The following is a 17,947-nucleotide window of genomic DNA, read 5'->3' as shown; positions in this document are numbered from 1 at the left end:
GGACGGAAGCCGTAGCTGTTATCGTGAAAATCACCCTCATACTTTAACCCAAGCCATTGGGAAATGCTTTGCTGAATAACACGGTCGATGACCGTTGGAATACCCAGCATACGCTTGCCGCCACTTGCTTTGGGAATCTCTACTTTCCGAACAGCTTGTGGGCGGTAAGTGCCAGAGAGAATATCCGACCGAAGGGTTTTCCAATTCGTATTGAGGTAGTCACGAAGATTATCGATCTGCATACCATCAATTCCGCTAGCACCTCCATTAGAGATGACACGATCAACTGCGTGTTTGACATTTCGGATGTGTAATATCTCTTCCAGCATAGTATTACTAAAAAAAAATCCTCAGGCATTGTGTCCGTTGGTTGCACAACTAGGCTAAGCTCCTCTTACATTCTACTATCGGTTTCCGACCTACCCTCATGTAAGCAGTTCTCTTAAGTGGTTCGGCTTTTAGCGCTTCGTCATAAACTTCTTGGTTCCTTTGCCATTCTAACATTCAGACCTTCCCCTGTAGAAAATAGAGAAACAGGGTACTATGTCCTCTGCTGACTTCTGACTAAAGCATACTAGCATCATTATTCTGCTATATGTTTCTTCGCGGGCATTCGCGTATACCTTTGACAGAGTTTAGTCAGATCTCCCCAGGTAAGAACAATAACTTTCACCTCATATATCCGCTACATTTACCATAGTGTTTCCGTACAGTCTAGGGCTTTGGCTTGTTTTGCAGCCTCACCCAACACTTGCGGCCTTGTATGTAGTTTCTGTTCGTCGGACCGAGGTTTTGCCTCAGACTTCCTTCAGATTCCACCTCGCGGTGGACACCCTTGTCCTAAGCTAACACTTCCCACTGTAAAGGCGTGTTCGGGACTTACACCCTAGAGTTATTGCACATGCTGGGCACACAAACAAAAGCGGCCAACCCAGCCGCTTTGATTTTTAAATATATAGAGATCTTCTTCAGGTATTTTGGTCAAGAACTATTTAATCTCTCTAAATTAAACCAATCTTGCTTCAGAACTTATCTGTAAGTTTAAAGCTTTGGAGACGAAACAATTTTCTGCAGCACTCGCTGTAATGGATTCAAAATCGGCGTTTTCCATGTTGGGTACATTACCCGTGATAGAGAGATGTATACCTGTCATCCCTTTATCATCCATGCTTACAGTAGCTTCTGTATCCAAAGAAGTAGGATTATAGCCTTTTTCTGTAAGGGTGAGGCTGACAGCCATAGTAAAACAGCCTGCATGTGCCGCCGCCAATAATTCTTCAGGATTTGTACCATTATTACCGTCTTCAAAACGTGTTTTGAAACTATAATTTGTTTGATTCAAAATTTCACTAGCTGTAGTTAAATTTCCTTGGCCTTCTTTCAGGGTGCCTTCCCAATGCGCTTTTGCTGTTCTTTTCATAGTCATCCTATTTAATGTTCAAAAATTAAAGCATTTACAACTGAACATCATAATCCATCTAAATGTTCAAACTGTATTAGCAGTACTGCCGAAAACATGAAAAGACCGAAATTTCTACATTGGATGAGTGAACGACAATACAAAGCCTTTATATGGTTCTTTGTGATTCCGCTCAGTATCCTTCTTATAGGAAGATTGATTATGCTGATCACCTTACTATTCTTTTAAGCGCATAATTCCTCAGCACATCAAGTATTAAATTATAAAGTATAGCTGCTAAGTGAACAAGCAACAAGAATAGATTGTTATACAACAAAAAACGTATTTACCTATGGCAATAATTGGAGAAATAATAAAACGAGCAATCGATGTAAGTGGGATTATCAGTGGGGAAAAATCACCTCATACCGCACAACAAAAAGTGCTTAAATCCTTATTGGAAAAAGCCAAATCTACCGCATTTGGTAGAAAATATGGCTTTGACAAAATCTTAGCATCCGACAATCTCACCGCAGCATTTCAGTCCTCAGTTCCCATTTATGATTACGACAGTCTACATGCAGAGTGGTGGCACTATTTGCACGAAGGACATGAAAATATCACGTGGCCAGGTGGCCAAAAGTACTTTGCCTTAAGCAGTGGAACCACCAGCAATAGCAAGGCTATACCGGTAACGGAAGATATGCTGGAATCTATCCGCAAATCCGGCATTCAACAAATTTTGAGCTTGAAAAATTTTGATCTTCCTGCTGATTTTTTTGAGAAGGACATTATGATGCTTGGCAGCAGTACAGAATTAAAAGAAAACAATGGATTTCTAGAAGGTGAGATAAGTGGAATTTCAGCAGCCAATATTCCGCTGTGGTTTCGTAAATTCTATAAGCCGGGGAGCAAAATTGCGGCAAGTAAAGACTGGGATGAGCGCGTAAGCCGCATCACCAAAGCTGCCAAAAATTGGGATATCGGAAGTATGACGGGTATTCCCTCTTGGTCCGAACTTCTGCTGAAAGAGATTATCAATCATTACAAAGTAGATACTATCCATGATATCTGGCCCAATCTACGTGTGTACACGACAGGCGGAGTCGCCTTTGGTCCTTACCGCAAAAGTTTCGAAAAACTCTTTGCGCGACCGATGATTTATATTGACACTTATCTAGCTTCTGAAGGCTATTTAGCGACACAAAAACGCCCTGACAGCAATGCTATGGCATTGATCGTAGACAATGGGGTTTTCTTTGAATTTGTCGAGTTCACTGATGAAAATATGGATGATAAGGGCTGCGTCAAGCAAACCGCTAAAGTTCTGACCATAGAAGAAGTTCAAGAAGATGTTGAGTATGTATTGCTCATCTCTACAGTTGCGGGAGCATGGCGTTATATGATTGGGGATACTGTCATGTTTAAAGACAAGGAAAAGGCAGAAATAATTATCAGTGGACGAACCAAGCATTTTCTTAACGTGGTGGGTGAACAGCTCTCTGTGCATCAAATGAATGAGGCTGTACAGAAGCTGCAGGAAAAATTTGATTTACAAGTCCTTGAATTTACTGTAGCATCGGTTCGTAAGGAAGGCCAAAAATATATGAATCGCTGGTATCTTGGCGCTGATAAAGTCATAGATTCTTCGGAGGTTACAGCATTTTTGGACACGACACTTCAAGAATTAAATAAAAATTACAAGGTAGCCAGACACCAAGCCTTGGAAGGTGTGGAAGTCAATATCGTGCCTGTCACCCACTTTTATAGTTGGAGCGAAAATTTCAAAAAATTAGGTGGGCAAGTCAAAATTCCACGCGTGATGAAAGAGGAAGATTTTACAGAATTTGAAGAATTTATATTAGCACTTTAAAATTCGATTTTAGAAACCGAGGTAGTATTAAGTAGATTTCTCTGAAATAATTTCTTCTACTATCTCGGTTTCTTCTTTTATAATCTGATCGCGCACTTCTTTATTCCGATCTTCCAAATTGGCCACTAATTCGACGATGTCGTCGGGCGAAAGATAGAGCCGAGCAATTTTATCCTTATATTTTTGAGGTAATTCAGTATGACCTAAGATAAAGTCCTTAGTTGCTAAAATGTAGGGCGCCATTCCTCGGTTTACAGCAAATGTATCCGCTACCCGTTCCGCTTTTCGGATATATCGTTTAGAAAGCCAATAAAGCAAACCAAAGCGAGCTACTCCCAACGTGCTGCGCTGTTCGTAGTCCATTATGTGCCCTAGTTCATGTCCTATCCAGCCAACCAATACTGAATCTTCCACTTGATGAATAGGCAAAATACTATGTTTTAATTTAAAATTTGGACTAATCAGGATTTCATATACTCGTTTGTCGCGCGGTCCCAGTAGTGATTTCACCACTGGACGTGCTGCCATTATGGAGGATTTTAATTTCCGCGTAAAAACAAATCGTATACACGTGTTTTCGAGTTCGGGATAATGCGATAAAGCTAATAAGATTTGCTTTTGAAGCACTCGAGGAATGCGTTTATGCTTAGCATTTGATTGAACATTAGTGTTAGTACCTGTAAGATTTTCATTATTCTTTCTTATATCCATACCTAGTTCCCTTGTGTGATAGAATAATGAACAACTCAGCTTAAAAAATGTTCCTTCCGTGCATATTTAAGAAAGCTAGAATGAATAATTATTCACGATCAAAACTGAATCTAATTGCATTTGTTATTACTGTAAACATAAAAATCATGATAAAAAATAGTAAAACAGATCCGAACAAGAAGATTGAAAAAGATCCTTACGAAAACGAAGATTTCCAAAAAAACAAGGAAGAAAACACACATGTCGAAAGTGACAGCAGCAAACGACCTGAAGAAGATACGAGTCCACTGCCGCCCAATCCAAATAAAGTGGATGATCATGATTCTTAATGGAAAATTCTCCATCAAGAATCATTAACCATTTCGTAAAAGTTCTTCCAGCAAACTATCTAATTCGATAGTAGCATATGTGGATGAATGATCTGACATGGCATATGGAATGATTAGATGTCCATTGTGTACGATCTGCCCACACGAATAGACCACATTGGGCACATACCCTTCCCTCTCCTGTTGATTGGGATACATGAGTGGTTCGTTGAGTTTACCGATGATTTTGGTAGGATCATTCAAATCCAATAGACTCACGCTGATACTGTATTCGCGCATTGGTCCAACGCTGTGGGTGAGTACAAGCCAACCTTTGGGAGTTTCGATGGGCGAACCACAGTTTCCGATTTGAACGAATTCCCAATGATATTGTGGTTCACGTAACAATATCACCTCCTCATGCCAGTTTATTAAATCATCAGAAAAAGATATGTAGTTATTTTCGCCATCTATACGACAGAGCATCGCGTACTTACCATTTATTTTTTTTGGAAACATCGCGGCGCCTTTATTTGCGATTTTCCCATTTATAGGCTGCACCTTGAATGTAATAAAGTCTTTTGTCGACAGCAGCTTAGGCATAATCATCGACCCGTCATAAGCTGTATACGTGGCATAATACATGTAGGAACCATTCCCATGATCAAATTTCAAGAACCTCGCATCTTCTATACCATTTCGCTCCGTATCTGATATCGGAAAAATAACCCGCTCAGAGATGGAAGTATCTAATGAGTACGTGATTTGGTAATGCGACGACGCAAGCCACAGGATATGATTTATAAAGAGCGTATGTGCTGGATTGCCTTGATGCTCGGCTATTAGTTCTTTGATGAGTTTTCGGAGTTCTTCGTAAGTAAACGATTCAGGAAACTTTTTTAAGATTATTTCCGCAAACTCATTGTCAACCGAATCGATATTATAAAGCTTCGAAAAAAACTCATTCTTATTGTATTCATGATTTTTAAATCGCTTCGGCTTCTCTAGCAATTTACCGACCTCATCCAAATGAATATCTAAATTTTCATCTATTATTCCCGAACGAAAGACAATAGAAGACACATGCCCTTCCCCTGTTGCCCTGAAGCTCAGGATGATGCGCTTTTGCCCTTCTTGCAATTGGGTTTGGTCTGGTGATTCGACAATAGAGGGATTGAAAAACGCGGCCGCCTCCACCGAATATTCCATAGTGAAATAAGCACCTATAATCAGTCTTTCTTTCAGATTATAGTTATAGTCCATGATCTCCGCACTCAAGGGAGTTTCCATACTACGTTTGAAATTTCTTTCCCAAACATCCACTACACTGCGGTGACGGTTTGAAAAATTCCGCAATAATTGATTAAGGATTGTATCTTTTTCGGCGCTCGTAAGTGCAAGAACACGTTTAATAACCTTTTCTATCCGAACATCTCCTATGTTAAAATATCGTGCTAAAACACGGGTAGAATCAGGTTTAAAGATGATATTTTTTCTAATTAATTTAAGACCCATAAGTAGTTTTTGAGTAATAACAATTCAAGCGCTTCTTTGTTAGTTCAAGATAGCACGAATGCCTATTTATTTTCCAACCTTCCCTTAATCCCGTTCTGTATCGTCTTTAATTTCGATTGGTGGCTGATGTTTTTTCATATAAGGTTTGGTATAGAGCGCTCCTCCCAATGTCATCAAACCTCCCAGTGCAGTAAGCACATAAGCTGGATAGGACATGTCAAAAATAAAAACACAAAGGATCAGAAACAGGCTAAAGAGAACATCCATATTGAGGTGAATAGACATTGGAATCAGACGGAGAATGCCCAATTCATGCTTGGAAAATAGATTCATAACGACGATCAAGGCACCAGCCAACAAACAGAGCGTCTTTCCTGTCGAATCTTCTGTAAAATCAAAAAAACAGGGTGCAATTAATAAAGTAAAAGCAGCAAATAATCTAAAAAAGCATGGCCTTGTATCAAAATAAGATTTCTCATAACTTATTGTTTTACCGATTGAACAACAAGTGTCAAGAATATACGTTCAACTACTTTGTAAACTATTTAAATACTAAAAAACAGAAGCTAATCATCTTCCAAGTGCAAACGCTGTATTATTTAGACCATTTCTCAATGGCTTTCAACAACAAAGGATAACCCGGATGTGTCATATCATGTCCATATCCTCCCAATTCAAACAGCTCAACGTCTTTATTGCCCTGCAAAGTCAGCATTCTCCATAAGTAAGCATTCTCTTCATATCGACCCATTAATTCTAAATCCCGATCACCCGTCAACAATAGCAATCGAGGAATATCTTTTCGAACAAAATACAATGGAGATAATGCATTGATATCCGGCTGCAACTCTTCTCTGCCATACTCTTTACGCGCTGTAAAGTGCGTAATCGTCTGCGCGCTAAAAGAAACCACACCAAAGATATCCGAAGTATTAATTTGTCGCTGACTTAAGTATTCTGGATTTAGTGAAAGCATAAGCGATAAATAAGCGCCCGCCGACATACCAGCTATCACTACTTTCTTTTTATTTCCACCTACACGCTCGACATTGTTAAAAGTCCATTTCACCGCATCGGCTGCATCTTGAATAATATCCTCGACTTTAGCTTGTGGAGACAATCTATATGTCGCGCCGACGATGGCAATATTTTTATTCTTTAGATATTCCGGTATCTCTTTATCTCCTCCGGTTAGTCCGCCTCCATGAAACCATATGACGGTAACAAAATCCTTTTTTTCTATCGGGTAATAGAAATCCAATTTACATCGCTCTTTACTATACGTATCCTGATGGGCGGTGTAGGTGATATTGGATTCTGTGCGATACTGCGCAAAACTAAAGCTATAGATAAATAGGAACAGAAATGATACATACTTCATTACAAATTGGGTTTATGTTTAAATATATAATTATAATCTTAAAATATAAACGGTTCAAGCAGTCGAAGGTTTATATCCAGCAATTTTTATTTTTTTGCCAACCACATCAGGGATTCTTTGTTCAATGAATAATCATGTTAAATAAAAAGGAGAAAAAATTATGGCAAAACTAAATGGAAAACGCATTGCAATATTAACAGAGGATGGCTTTGAGCAAATTGAGTTAACTAGCCCAAAGGAAGCATTAGAAGAAGCAGGAGCTCAAGTGGATATAGTTTCACCAAAAGAAGACTCTGTGCGCTCTAAAAAAGGTGATGAGTGGGATGAAGAATATCGTGTAGATATCAATTTAAGTAAAGCTAGTGTAGCTGATTACGATGGTCTCTTAATACCAGGCGATGTAATCAATCCAGACAAATTACGTGTGAACCAAGATGCGTTATCGTTTGTTCGTGAATTTTTTACTGCTGGCAAACCTGTAGCGGCAATATGCCATGGACCACAAGTATTGATCGATGCTGAAGTTGTAGAAGGCCGAAAAATAACTTCTGTAGGCGCAATTAAAAATGATTTAATCAATGCTAAAGCATTGTGGGAAGATAGTGAAGTCGTAACAGACCAAGGTTTGGTAACCAGCCGTACACCGGATGATTTACCTGCTTTCAACAAAAAAATCGTGGAAGAATATGCGGAAGGTACGCACGATGGCCAGCACGCATAATCATAATAAAATATAACTTGTAAACTGTCCTTTTCTGTAATAAATAAAGCTGCTCTTGCATTAAGAGTAGCTTTTTTATTTCTATTTGAAGGCTACATAACTCGCAAAACAAAGATTTTTATGTAGAACGTCCACAGAATGAAAACCTACCTGTTTCAGCAAGTCCAATTGATATACTAGACTTCTTGGCGAATCTTCTTTCTCAATATATGCAAACACATGGTCGCGATATGCATCGTCTTTCAAAGCCGATAGATATTCTCCATACCGTTGCTTATAGATAAGTTCTTGCAAAGGAGAAGATGCCTGCGTAATGAGGTCGAAGATCCAAATACTTCCGCCTTTGCGTAATTTATTATGCAGCATTTGAAAAGTGGATTCCCAATCCGCATCATCGCGAAGGTGGTGCAATACGGCTGTAGCTATGATGACGTCAAAAGATTCATCCGCTACAGGCAACGACCTGAAATCTCCTTTTATGACCTCTACCTTTTCATTTTGATTCAAGGCTTCTACCCTTTCTTTTGCTTTGTCCAGCATAGGCTGACTAAGATCAGAAAGAACAATATCTATTGGTGAAATCTCTTGCAATAAGCGAACACTATAATTTCCCGCACCACAGCCGATATCGAGCACATTTTTCAGATTGGGATAACAGCGTACAATACTTTCTACAATCAGATCCATATTGAATTTCGCATCCAATGTGGTCAATTGTCCTGTGTCCAGATTAGAAAAACGTTCTACATCATTATCAAACCTAGACTCAATTTCCTGTAAAGATGATTTCTCTGTCATATAGCGTTCCTCAGAAATATAGTCCAATCAAAAAGTATTACAACCGCAATGTACGAATTTTAAACTTTGACCAAGAACATTTATACGTATCATTTGTTGGTAATTAAGTTGTTTTATTCTTATTTTAACAGCTTCATTTATTTGATAACACTATATATTATGAATAAATTAGTATACAGCTCTTTATTGGCTTCAGTGATTGTTGCCTCAGCATGCAGTAATGGTACAAATGGGAATACAGAGGACATCAACAATCCCACTGACACGCTGCCTCCTGTAGAAACAAACAAAGGCAATACCGACTACAAACCTGCTTTTGAAGGACAGACTCGTGCCAAAGGAGTAAAAACATCTACGGCTTTTGAAAGTAAAGTCATTACTTCCAGTTTAAAATCCCCATGGGGAATTGCCGTATTGCCTGATGGCCGCTTACTCATTACGGAGAAACCGGGTGATATGCGTATTGTTTCTATGGATGGAACGGTGAGTGAACCCCTTCAGGGTATACCAGAAGTAGACAGTGAAGCACAAGGTGGACTTTTGGGAGTGACTTTAGACCCAGATTTTGCAAGCAATAGAATGGTGTATTGGGTATTTTCTGAGCCTGTAGCCAATGGTAATCATACCGCTGTGGCAAAGGGCAAATTAGCAGAAGATGAAAAATCTATTCAATCTGCTCAAGTGATATTCAGAACTACACCTACTTATAAAGGAAAACTACATTATGGTGGTCGTATTATCTTTGATAAAACTGGGCATCTATTTGTAAGTAGTGGCGAGCGTTCGGATTTAGAAACCCGACCATTAGCACAAGATCTTAAATCTACTTTGGGTAAATTGGTGCGCATCACTAAAGATGGTCAAGCAGCGACTAACAATCCATTCGCTTCTAACTCAGATGCACTACCTGAGATTTATTCATATGGTCATCGCAATCCTCAAGGACTAGCTTTTCATCCTGAAACTGGTGACTTATGGTCTTCAGAATTCGGACCTCGTGGTGGTGATGAGCTGAATCGCATACAAGCTGGTAAAAACTATGGCTGGCCAACGATTACCTACGGTATTGAATATTCCGGTAGCGTGATTGGTAATCCGCCAATTCAAGCGAAAGAGGGTCTTGAACAGCCAGTTTATTACTGGGATCCAGTATTATCACCGTCGGGCATGACTTTCTACTCAGGCGACGCCATTCCTGAATGGAAAAACAATCTTTTCATTGCGGGTTTGAGCAGTACGCATATTGCGCGCCTAGTAATCAAAGACAATAAAGTCGTAGGTGAAGAAAGACTACTGGCCAAAGAAGGCGAGCGATTCCGTGATGTCGTACAAGGACGGAATGGTGAATTGTTTGCTGTTACCGACAGCGGCAAGCTGTACAGCATTAGCAAAAAAGCCAACTAACAAACATACAAAAGAAGTCTTCTAAAATTTTAGAAGACTTCTTTCATTTAGTGGGCATCGGTAGTTAGTCTGCTGAAAGATGAATAAATTCCGCGTTTAATCCCTACCAATATTCAAAACATATCAGTAAATTTATTCCAATTATCAAACGCTAAATCCTAATCTATAAATATCGCCATGAAGCACTTATTCTTAGTCGGGACCTTATCCTCCCTGTTCTTTCTACCTTTCTCGCCGCTGCCGCAACCGCGGTTTGATGTTTACATCCCACTATCTGTACGCGATACGGTGCAACCTGTCGAAAAAAATAAACCAAATGCAAACTATAAACCTACCTTTGCAGGACAAACACGCGTATCGGGCGTGACTACCAAGTCAGCTTTCCAGTTTAATATTTTGACCTCTCAATTAAAATCTCCGTGGGGTATAGCACAATTACCAGACGGAAGATTATTGATAACGGAAAAAGAAGGCGTCATGCGAATCGTAAATAGTACTGGAAATATCAGTGCACCCATTACAGGATTGCCCAAAGTAGAAGCCAGAGCACAAGGTGGACTATTAGGTTTAGTATTAGACCCTCAGTTCGCAACGAATAGGATGGTATATTGGGCTTTCACAGAACCGACTTCAAATGGCAATCATACCGCAGTCGCCAAAGGTAAATTAGCAAAAGATGAAAAATCTTTTACGGAGGTAAAAGTGATCTATCGTTCTACACCGACCCATCGTGGTGTGTTGCACTACGGCGGCAGACTTGTATTCGATAAGTCAGACAAACTCTTGGTGACAATTGGAGAACGATCGGATATGGCGACAAGACCACTTGCCCAAGATTTAAAAAGTACCCTAGGCAAGATCATACGAATCACAAAAGATGGGAAACCTGCAGCAAACAACCCTTTTGCGGCAAATAAAAATGCCCTACCTGAAATATATAGCTACGGACATCGAAACCCTCAAGGTATAGCCTTTCATCCAAATGGTTCACTTTGGTCTTCTGAATTTGGCCAGCGTGGTGGTGATGAATTGAATCTTATCAAACCTGGAAAAAATTACGGCTGGCCTGTTATCACATACGGCATAGAATATTCTGGCAAGAAAATAGGTGAACCTACCATTCAAGCCAAAAAAGGTATGGAGCAGCCCGTATATTATTGGGATCCTGTATTATCCCCTTCTGGAATGACGTTTTATTCTGGAAAAGCCATAGCCGAATGGAAAAATAATCTTTTCATCACAGGATTAAGTAGTACACATATTACACGGCTCGTGCTCAAAGACAATAAAGTCGTAGGCGAAGAAAGATTATTAGCCAAAGAAGGCGAACGCTTTCGGGATATTATTGAAGGCAAAAACGGAGAGCTCTACACCATTACGGATGCCGGCAAGCTCTATGTCATTAAAAAGAAATAACCTTTTCGGGATTATTAGTTCAGATGTGATTAGGTTAGCTCAGCTCAACAGGATAAAATAATTTCCCCATGTGTTCCAAATCATCTAGGGTAACATTATCCTCGAAAATACCGAATACAGCAGAACCTGATCCCGACATTGCAGCATATAAGGCACCCTTTTCATAAAGCTTTTGCTTTATTTCGCGTATTAAAGGATATTTTTCAAAAATACCCAATTCGAAATCGTTGGTAATATGGTATTTCCACTCTTGAATGGGAAGCTGTATAGCACGCTTCAAGTCCACCTGAGGGATTTGAGGCGTGATATTCGCATAAGCTTCAGCCGTAGACACATGAATATCCGGCGTGACCACCACAATATAATAGTCCTTTAGATCAAGATCAATTGGGCTAAACTCGGTACCTATTCCTTCTGCAAAAAGAGGTTTATTCTCAATAAAAAAAGCACAATCGGCCCCCAACATTTTAGCGTACGTCTGTAGTTGAGTGGAAGTAAGCCCCAGCTTATTCATTTCATTCAAAGCTTTCAGCACAAACGCTGCATCCGAAGAACCACCACCCAAGCCTGCTCCTATCGGAATGTTTTTGAGCAATGTGATCGACACAGGATGAATTTCAGGAAAATCTGATTTCAGTAAAGTATAAGCTTTAGTGCACAAGTTATCACCATGTCCCGGAATCTGTATGCCAAGCGCTTCAAAACCATACATATCGGAAGAATTAAATTCCAACACATCATATAGATGAATCGGATAAAAAATTGTTTCGATATTATGGTATCCATCTAGACGCTTTTCCGTAATAGATAGACCCAAATTTATTTTTGCATTGGCGAATGAAATCATAGGACAAAATAACAAAATCTACCTAATAAATAAAACTTTGAGGCCAAATGAAGTACTGAGAAAGTACTTAAATAAAATAATTATCCTCATTTTCAAGATATAGCAGGAAGCGATTAAAATAATTTTTGCGGAACTAGCTAGAATTTCTACTTTTGTGGCGGAGAGTTGGCAGAGTGGTCGAATGCGGCGGTCTTGAAAACCGTTAACTGTCACAGGTTCGGGGGTTCGAATCCCTCACTCTCCGCCAAAAAGCTTCATCGCAAGATGAGGCTTTTTTTTTCTGAAAGTTTTTTTGTTTCTCCATCCTACATCAATACAAATGTCGACCAATATATTATTAAAGGTCTGTTAGATTGCTATAATTAGTTGTTTCTGTTTTGTGTTCTTTATTTAAAAAAGAAATGATTGAATAAAAAAAACAAGAGTATAATTTTTTCTACGAGCTCAAAAGGCATCAACTGTTGGTTCTTAACGTCTGATATCAGTTTTATTTCCGGGGAGTCAAACCACCAAAAAAAAGTCGATCTTCTATTTGTATGACGTATTTTTAAGGTTACTCAATTGCTTCTGTAATCTTTCAATTTTCTTAAGTCTTCTGTTTTCCAGTATTTTTATATCCTGAGGATGTAACTGATAGGGTTCCTTGTCCCTGAGAACATGATATGCGGCGATCAAGATCTTATGTGCAATGGCTATTGTTGCCTTTTTCTGTCATCTTCGTGCAGCGATTTGATGATGTTTGACGGCATCCAAAGTACACGAACGAAAAGCCAATTATCCAAACCCTCAAAACCAATAGATATTATAAATAAAAACGCTATAAGCCTGCACGAATAAGCAGGCTTTTATGTTACTTATACTTTTGAAATAACAGAATAAAAAGCGAAGCTAAATGAATCCCTCCTTATCGCGCAAGGGCTACCTCGAAAGATGTATCATTTAGGGTTTTCAAGTTTCAAAATCATTGGAAAATTAGGAAACTGGGATTTATCGTTAAATAATAAATGAATTTTTACAAATTTTATCTTGTAAAAATCAATCCTAAAACATATTTGAACTGTATTTCAACCCCTTACACAGGGGGTATGTAATGATTTTTATATTTTAAAGTTTTCAGGAAAAAGCTGTATCAGTTGAATACTAGGCTTTTATAGAAATAACCAAAGAAGTCAGGTAACGATTTGGTAACGGTGCTTATTGCTTTGCTTTTCAACGTGTTTCCGCTAGCTCATAGCAAATATACGAATTATATTAATTATCTACAGACAGTACTAATCTTTACTATTTGTAATAGAATAGATAATAAAGCTGTCTTTTTTTGGTCTTAAGTTTTTTTCAATTTTTATATGTTCATAAAAATTGTCTGTATTGAATCTATTTTTTATCTTTACCCAAAAGAGATAAAACGATTTGTGGTAAAATAAAAATATGGCAAGTTTTGGAAAATTTATAAAGGCTCAACGAGAGAAAAAAGGCTGGAGTCAGACGGAATTTGGTGCATTAATTAAATGTAATACTCCTCTCGTTAGCCGTATCGAAAATGACAAAAAGCCTATTACATTTAACAAATGTAAACTACTTTCTGAACTTTTTGAATTGGACTACGAAATGATAAAAGACCTTTACTTTGCAGATAAATTTGCAAAAGATGCTTTTCAATATAAATGCTCTGAGAATGTTTTCTCTGTAGCAGAAGCACAGACAAAATATTTTAAAGAAATTAACACAACTCAAGGTAAACTCAAATTCTAAATAACTATGGAAATAAAAAAACTTATACAAGTTTTAGGATTTGAACCTAAAGAAAACACATCAGATATTTACTTCAAGAAGTATCCAACTGTAAGTAATTATGTGGTTGAAATAGATTTTGAAAATAAAACAATCAATTTTGGAAACAAAATTAAAGGGGAAAGTAAAACAACACAAAACTTTTCACAAGCTGAAAATTGGGTTGTTTTAGAGTGTGTTGATAGATTACTTACAAAGGGCTATAATCCAGAAGACATTACATTAGAAAAAGTATTCCCCTCTGGACATGGACATTCAGGAAGATTAGATGTTTTCATTCAAAAAAATGGAAAAGCTTTTTTGATGATTGAATGTAAAACGTATGGGAAAGAATACGAAAAAGAGCTAAAAAATATCAATAAAAATGGTGGTCAGCTTTTTACATATTTTCAGAATGACACAAATACACAGTATTTGATGCTTTACACTTCTCATCTTAACCGTAATAAAGTTGATGCGAATTGGGATATTGTAAAAATTGAAGACCACTATAGAGGTGCAGGAAATGTAGCTGACTTCTATGACAGATGGAGTAAAGTAACCTATCAAAATGGTATTTTCGAGGATTGGGTTGCTCCTTATGATTTTAAAAACAAACTTCTTACTAAAAAGGAGTTATTACCTCTGAAAGAAACAGATAGTGAAGCTATCTTTCACGGTTTTATGTCAATATTAAGAAAGCATTCAGTTTCAGATGAGCCAAATGCCTTTAATAAAATTTTCAACCTTTTTCTCGCTAAAATTTATGACGAGAAAAAAAGAGATAATGATGAACTTGAATTTCAATGGCGAGAAAAAATTGATGAACCCGTTGCATTTCAAATACGTCTGATAAACCTATATCAAAAAGGAATGTATGAATTCCTTAGAAAAGAAGTTGAAGGTATTAAAGACGAAGATTTTAAAGCAAATACAGAGGAAGAACTACAAGAAAAGAAGAAAAAATGGTTAATGTTCAACAATGTATTTGCTATTAAAGAAGTGATTGATAGTGAATCATTTGATGACAACCATCGGGTTTTAAAAGAAGTTGTAGAATTATTACATAAATATCAAATTCGCTATCCTCGAAGACAAGCGCACTTAAGCGATTTTTTTGAGCGACTACTTACAACTGGTTTAAAACAAAAAGCTGGTCAGTTTTTCAGTCCTCCACCAATTACAAGATTTATCATAAAATCACTTCCAATAAAAGAATTGATTAATGAGCAATTAAAAGGCGAAACAGCGAAGCTTCCTGCCGTAATTGATTATGCCGTAGGTAGTGGACATTTCATCACTGAAGTAATGGAAGAATATCAAAATGTAATTGATACCAATATTGATACAACCAACTTATATCCTGATGTGATTGAAGACATTGAAGTTTGGCAACGCAAGAAATATGATTGGGCGGCAAAATATGTATATGGAATTGAGAAAGATTACAGATTAGTAAAAGTAGCGAAAGTAGGTTGCTATTTTTATGGGGATGGTCTTGCTCAAATTATACACGGAGATGGTTTGGATAGCTTTAAAGATTCGAAAAGTTTTGTAGGGAGATTAAAGAAAATAGATGATTCAGAATTGGAAAAATTCTCAATTGTTGTTTCCAATCCGCCATATTCTGTACCAACTTTTAAAGGAGATCTGAAAAATAAAAATGCAGACAAAGATTTTGAACTTTTCAATCTGTTAACAGATAAAAGTTCTGAAATTGAATGTATGTTTATCGAAAGAACCAAACAACTTTTAAAAGAGGATGGTTTGGCTGCTATTATTTTACCAAGTTCTATTTTAACTAATACAGGTAATCTACATACAAGAACAAGGGAAATTATTTTTCAAAACTTTGATATAATTGCTATTACGGAGTTTGGTAGCTTTACTTTTATGGCTACTAATACAAGTACTGTCACACTCTTTTTAAGACGAAAATATAAAAATATTGAGGAGCTTAAAAAATCTTGCCATCAAAGCATTAATAACACAAAAGATGTTACTATAAATGGTGTTCAAAAATCATTATCAAAATATGTAAATCACGTTTGGGAAAACATTTCTTTAGATGATTACATCTCTTTATTAAAGAATGAACCAAACGAAACAATATTGGCTCATGATATTTATAAAGAATACAGAAAGAAAATAAAATCCAAGAATGATGATGAATTTTGGAACCAACTGCATCAAAGAGAAGAAGAAAAATTGTTTTATTTTGTGTTAACCGTTTCACAAAAAGTAGTTGTTGTAAAATCGGGAAGTAAAACAAAAGAAAAACAATTTTTAGGATATGAATTCCGAAACGGGAAAGGAAGCGAGGGAATTCATCCTGTAAACGGTCGTTCCACTATTGACGATTGTACAAAAATGTACAATGTAAATAATGACAATGACATTAAAAAAGCAAGTACATATATCAACAATGCTTTTAAAGGAAAGTATTTCTCTGAAATAGATGAAACATTAAAAGAAAATGTATTCTATACAAAATTAGAGGAAATGCTAAACTTTAACCGTTTTGATTTTGATTTAAACGTTTCTCTGAATGTAAAAAAAAAGATAAAAATTGAAACCAAATGGGATGAAAAGCGATTTGATGAAGTAGCTAATATAATCAAAGGTGTTACTTACTCAAAAGCTGACCAAACTATTGAAAAAACGGAAAACATAGTTTTAACTGCCGATAATATTACCCTTAATGGAGACTTTGAAATTAAGAAAGAAGTGTATCTTTTTGATGGGTTTAATGTTCCAGAAGAAAAAAAGCTAAAGAAAAATGATGTTTTTATTTGCTTTTCAAGTGGAAGCATAGAACATTTGGGGAAAGTTGCATTTATTGATGGTGACACCAACTATTTGGCAGGTGGTTTTATGGGAATCATCAGAACCAAAAACGAAGTGAAACCCAAATATATCTATCAGCTTCTAAATTCATTATTAAGGCAAAGTATCAGAGATATTGGCAGTGGTTCTAATATCAATAATCTTTCTGGTCTTATTAATGAAATTAAAATCCCAGTTCCGCCACAAAATGTGCAGGAAAAAATTGTCAAGGATATTGAAGTTATAGAAACTAAAGAGAAGAAAGCAATCGATACTATATTAAAATTAAAAGATGAAATTAAAAACATCATCAGTACAGTTGTCGGAGAACATAAAAAACTTCGAGAATTATGTAAATATTCTGATAAAAAAATTAGTTCTGCCCAATTGACTTCAAAAAACTACATAGGTGTTGATAACCTACTGCAAAATACAAGGGGGAAAGTTGACTCTAATTTTGTTTCAAATACAGGAACATCTACAGAATATAAAATAGGAGACATTTTATTGTCAAATATTAGACCGTATTTGAAGAAAATCTGGTTTGCAAATAATAATGGTGGAAGTTCAAATGATGTGTTAGTTTTACAGAGCATAGATGACAGTTTTGAATCAAAATATATCTACTATACTTTAAAGCAAGATGAGTTTTTTGACTATGAAATGGAAAAACCCAAAGGACTGAAAATGCCACGTGGTGACAAACAGCACATTATGGATTACAAGATAATTCTACCTTCATTATCAGAACAACAAAAAATTGTTTCAAAAATTGAGAAAATAGAAAATCAAATTAATACTTTAGAGCAAGAACTTGCCGAAATCCCTAATGAGAAAATGGAGATTCTAACAAAATATTTAAATTAAAATAAGCCAAGTGTGTGAAAGCACATTTGTTTTTTTTATCTCTCTACAAATTATGCTTTTTTATTAGATTTAATCAATAAATGCTTTACTCCCTCTAAACATCATGTAAGA

General features: G+C 36.8%; 14 protein-coding genes, 1 tRNA gene and 1 pseudogene. 8 read left to right on the top strand and 8 right to left on the bottom strand.

Annotated features, from left to right (window positions below):
- Positions 1-329: pseudogene (locus tag EDC17_RS05645) on the bottom strand (group II intron reverse transcriptase/maturase); the annotation flags it as partial.
- A gap of 677 nt (positions 330-1,006) precedes the next feature.
- A complete protein-coding gene (locus tag EDC17_RS05640; protein ID WP_207895696.1) occupies positions 1,007-1,420 on the bottom strand; it encodes an OsmC family peroxiredoxin in 414 nt (137 codons plus the stop codon).
- Positions 1,421-1,751: 331 nt separating this feature from the next.
- On the opposite strand from EDC17_RS05640, the gene EDC17_RS05635 reads away from it, so the two are divergent.
- On the top strand, positions 1,752-3,272 hold the full coding sequence (locus tag EDC17_RS05635) for a GH3 family domain-containing protein (protein WP_132777168.1): 1,521 nt from the start codon (positions 1,752-1,754) through the stop codon (positions 3,270-3,272).
- A 27-nt stretch (positions 3,273-3,299) separates the two neighbouring features.
- Here EDC17_RS05635 and EDC17_RS05630 read toward each other — a convergent pair whose 3' ends face one another.
- Positions 3,300-3,983: a hypothetical protein gene (locus EDC17_RS05630; protein WP_207895694.1), complete on the bottom strand. Its 684-nt coding sequence runs from the start codon at positions 3,981-3,983 to the stop codon at positions 3,300-3,302.
- 146 nt (positions 3,984-4,129) lie between these two features.
- Between EDC17_RS05630 and EDC17_RS05625 the strand changes: the two genes are divergently transcribed.
- Positions 4,130-4,312, top strand: a complete 183-nt coding sequence (locus tag EDC17_RS05625; RefSeq protein WP_132777167.1) for a hypothetical protein — start codon at positions 4,130-4,132, stop codon at positions 4,310-4,312.
- A gap of 24 nt (positions 4,313-4,336) precedes the next feature.
- Here EDC17_RS05625 and EDC17_RS05620 read toward each other — a convergent pair whose 3' ends face one another.
- The 3 genes from EDC17_RS05620 to EDC17_RS05610 all read right to left on the bottom strand — a co-directional run bounded on the left by EDC17_RS05620 (position 4,337) and on the right by EDC17_RS05610 (position 7,187).
- The gene (locus EDC17_RS05620) at positions 4,337-5,806 is read right to left on the bottom strand and encodes a glycoside hydrolase family 130 protein (protein ID WP_132777166.1); all 1,470 of its coding nucleotides are present in this window, start codon (positions 5,804-5,806) and stop codon (positions 4,337-4,339) included.
- Positions 5,807-5,890: 84 nt separating this feature from the next.
- Positions 5,891-6,139, bottom strand: a complete 249-nt coding sequence (locus EDC17_RS05615) for a hypothetical protein (RefSeq protein WP_132777165.1) — start codon at positions 6,137-6,139, stop codon at positions 5,891-5,893.
- 262 nt (positions 6,140-6,401) lie between these two features.
- A complete protein-coding gene (locus tag EDC17_RS05610) occupies positions 6,402-7,187 on the bottom strand; it encodes an alpha/beta hydrolase (protein WP_132777164.1) in 786 nt (261 codons plus the stop codon).
- A gap of 160 nt (positions 7,188-7,347) precedes the next feature.
- Between EDC17_RS05610 and EDC17_RS05605 the strand changes: the two genes are divergently transcribed.
- On the top strand, positions 7,348-7,908 hold the full coding sequence (locus EDC17_RS05605) for a type 1 glutamine amidotransferase domain-containing protein (protein WP_132777163.1): 561 nt from the start codon (positions 7,348-7,350) through the stop codon (positions 7,906-7,908).
- A gap of 81 nt (positions 7,909-7,989) precedes the next feature.
- Here EDC17_RS05605 and EDC17_RS05600 read toward each other — a convergent pair whose 3' ends face one another.
- On the bottom strand, positions 7,990-8,733 hold the full coding sequence (locus tag EDC17_RS05600) for a class I SAM-dependent methyltransferase (RefSeq protein ID WP_243646057.1): 744 nt from the start codon (positions 8,731-8,733) through the stop codon (positions 7,990-7,992).
- Positions 8,734-8,865: 132 nt separating this feature from the next.
- Here EDC17_RS05600 and EDC17_RS05595 point away from each other — a divergent pair, with 132 nt between their 5' ends.
- Both EDC17_RS05595 and EDC17_RS05590 read left to right on the top strand, forming a co-directional pair.
- The gene (locus tag EDC17_RS05595; protein ID WP_243646056.1) at positions 8,866-10,110 is read left to right on the top strand and encodes a PQQ-dependent sugar dehydrogenase; all 1,245 of its coding nucleotides are present in this window, start codon (positions 8,866-8,868) and stop codon (positions 10,108-10,110) included.
- Positions 10,111-10,287: 177 nt separating this feature from the next.
- The gene (locus EDC17_RS05590; protein WP_132777162.1) at positions 10,288-11,526 is read left to right on the top strand and encodes a PQQ-dependent sugar dehydrogenase; all 1,239 of its coding nucleotides are present in this window, start codon (positions 10,288-10,290) and stop codon (positions 11,524-11,526) included.
- Between the two features lie 34 nt (positions 11,527-11,560).
- Here the strand turns inward: EDC17_RS05590 and ispE are convergent, their stop codons facing one another.
- Entirely contained in the window at positions 11,561-12,373 is an 813-nt protein-coding gene (ispE, locus tag EDC17_RS05585; RefSeq protein ID WP_132777161.1) for a 4-(cytidine 5'-diphospho)-2-C-methyl-D-erythritol kinase, read from the bottom strand.
- Between the two features lie 159 nt (positions 12,374-12,532).
- On the opposite strand from ispE, the gene EDC17_RS05580 reads away from it, so the two are divergent.
- The 3 genes from EDC17_RS05580 to EDC17_RS05565 all read left to right on the top strand — a co-directional run bounded on the left by EDC17_RS05580 (position 12,533) and on the right by EDC17_RS05565 (position 17,836).
- Positions 12,533-12,620, top strand: a tRNA-Ser gene (locus tag EDC17_RS05580).
- 1,181 nt (positions 12,621-13,801) lie between these two features.
- The gene (locus tag EDC17_RS05570; RefSeq protein WP_132777160.1) at positions 13,802-14,125 is read left to right on the top strand and encodes a helix-turn-helix domain-containing protein; all 324 of its coding nucleotides are present in this window, start codon (positions 13,802-13,804) and stop codon (positions 14,123-14,125) included.
- 6 nt (positions 14,126-14,131) lie between these two features.
- Positions 14,132-17,836 (top strand): N-6 DNA methylase, encoded by a 3,705-nt coding sequence (locus EDC17_RS05565; RefSeq protein WP_132777159.1) that lies wholly within the window; start codon positions 14,132-14,134, stop codon positions 17,834-17,836.
- Positions 17,837-17,947 lie beyond the last annotated feature (111 nt).

Source organism: Sphingobacterium alimentarium, assembly GCF_004342685.1.
GTDB lineage: Bacteria > Bacteroidota > Bacteroidia > Sphingobacteriales > Sphingobacteriaceae > Sphingobacterium > Sphingobacterium alimentarium.
This window is presented reverse-complemented; position numbering and strand designations above follow the sequence as displayed.

Coding starts and splice junctions, on each gene's coding strand:
- EDC17_RS05640 (WP_207895696.1), bottom strand. CDS start 1,420: ATGAAAAGAACAGCAAAAGCGCATTGGGAAGGCACCCTGAAAGAAGGC.
- EDC17_RS05635 (WP_132777168.1), top strand. CDS start 1,752: ATGGCAATAATTGGAGAAATAATAAAACGAGCAATCGATGTAAGTGGG.
- EDC17_RS05630 (WP_207895694.1), bottom strand. CDS start 3,983: ATGGATATAAGAAAGAATAATGAAAATCTTACAGGTACTAACACTAAT.
- EDC17_RS05625 (WP_132777167.1), top strand. CDS start 4,130: ATGATAAAAAATAGTAAAACAGATCCGAACAAGAAGATTGAAAAAGAT.
- EDC17_RS05620 (WP_132777166.1), bottom strand. CDS start 5,806: ATGGGTCTTAAATTAATTAGAAAAAATATCATCTTTAAACCTGATTCT.
- EDC17_RS05615 (WP_132777165.1), bottom strand. CDS start 6,139: ATGAATCTATTTTCCAAGCATGAATTGGGCATTCTCCGTCTGATTCCA.
- EDC17_RS05610 (WP_132777164.1), bottom strand. CDS start 7,187: ATGAAGTATGTATCATTTCTGTTCCTATTTATCTATAGCTTTAGTTTT.
- EDC17_RS05605 (WP_132777163.1), top strand. CDS start 7,348: ATGGCAAAACTAAATGGAAAACGCATTGCAATATTAACAGAGGATGGC.
- EDC17_RS05595 (WP_243646056.1), top strand. CDS start 8,866: ATGAATAAATTAGTATACAGCTCTTTATTGGCTTCAGTGATTGTTGCC.
- EDC17_RS05590 (WP_132777162.1), top strand. CDS start 10,288: ATGAAGCACTTATTCTTAGTCGGGACCTTATCCTCCCTGTTCTTTCTA.
- ispE (WP_132777161.1), bottom strand. CDS start 12,373: ATGATTTCATTCGCCAATGCAAAAATAAATTTGGGTCTATCTATTACG.
- EDC17_RS05570 (WP_132777160.1), top strand. CDS start 13,802: ATGGCAAGTTTTGGAAAATTTATAAAGGCTCAACGAGAGAAAAAAGGC.
- EDC17_RS05565 (WP_132777159.1), top strand. CDS start 14,132: ATGGAAATAAAAAAACTTATACAAGTTTTAGGATTTGAACCTAAAGAA.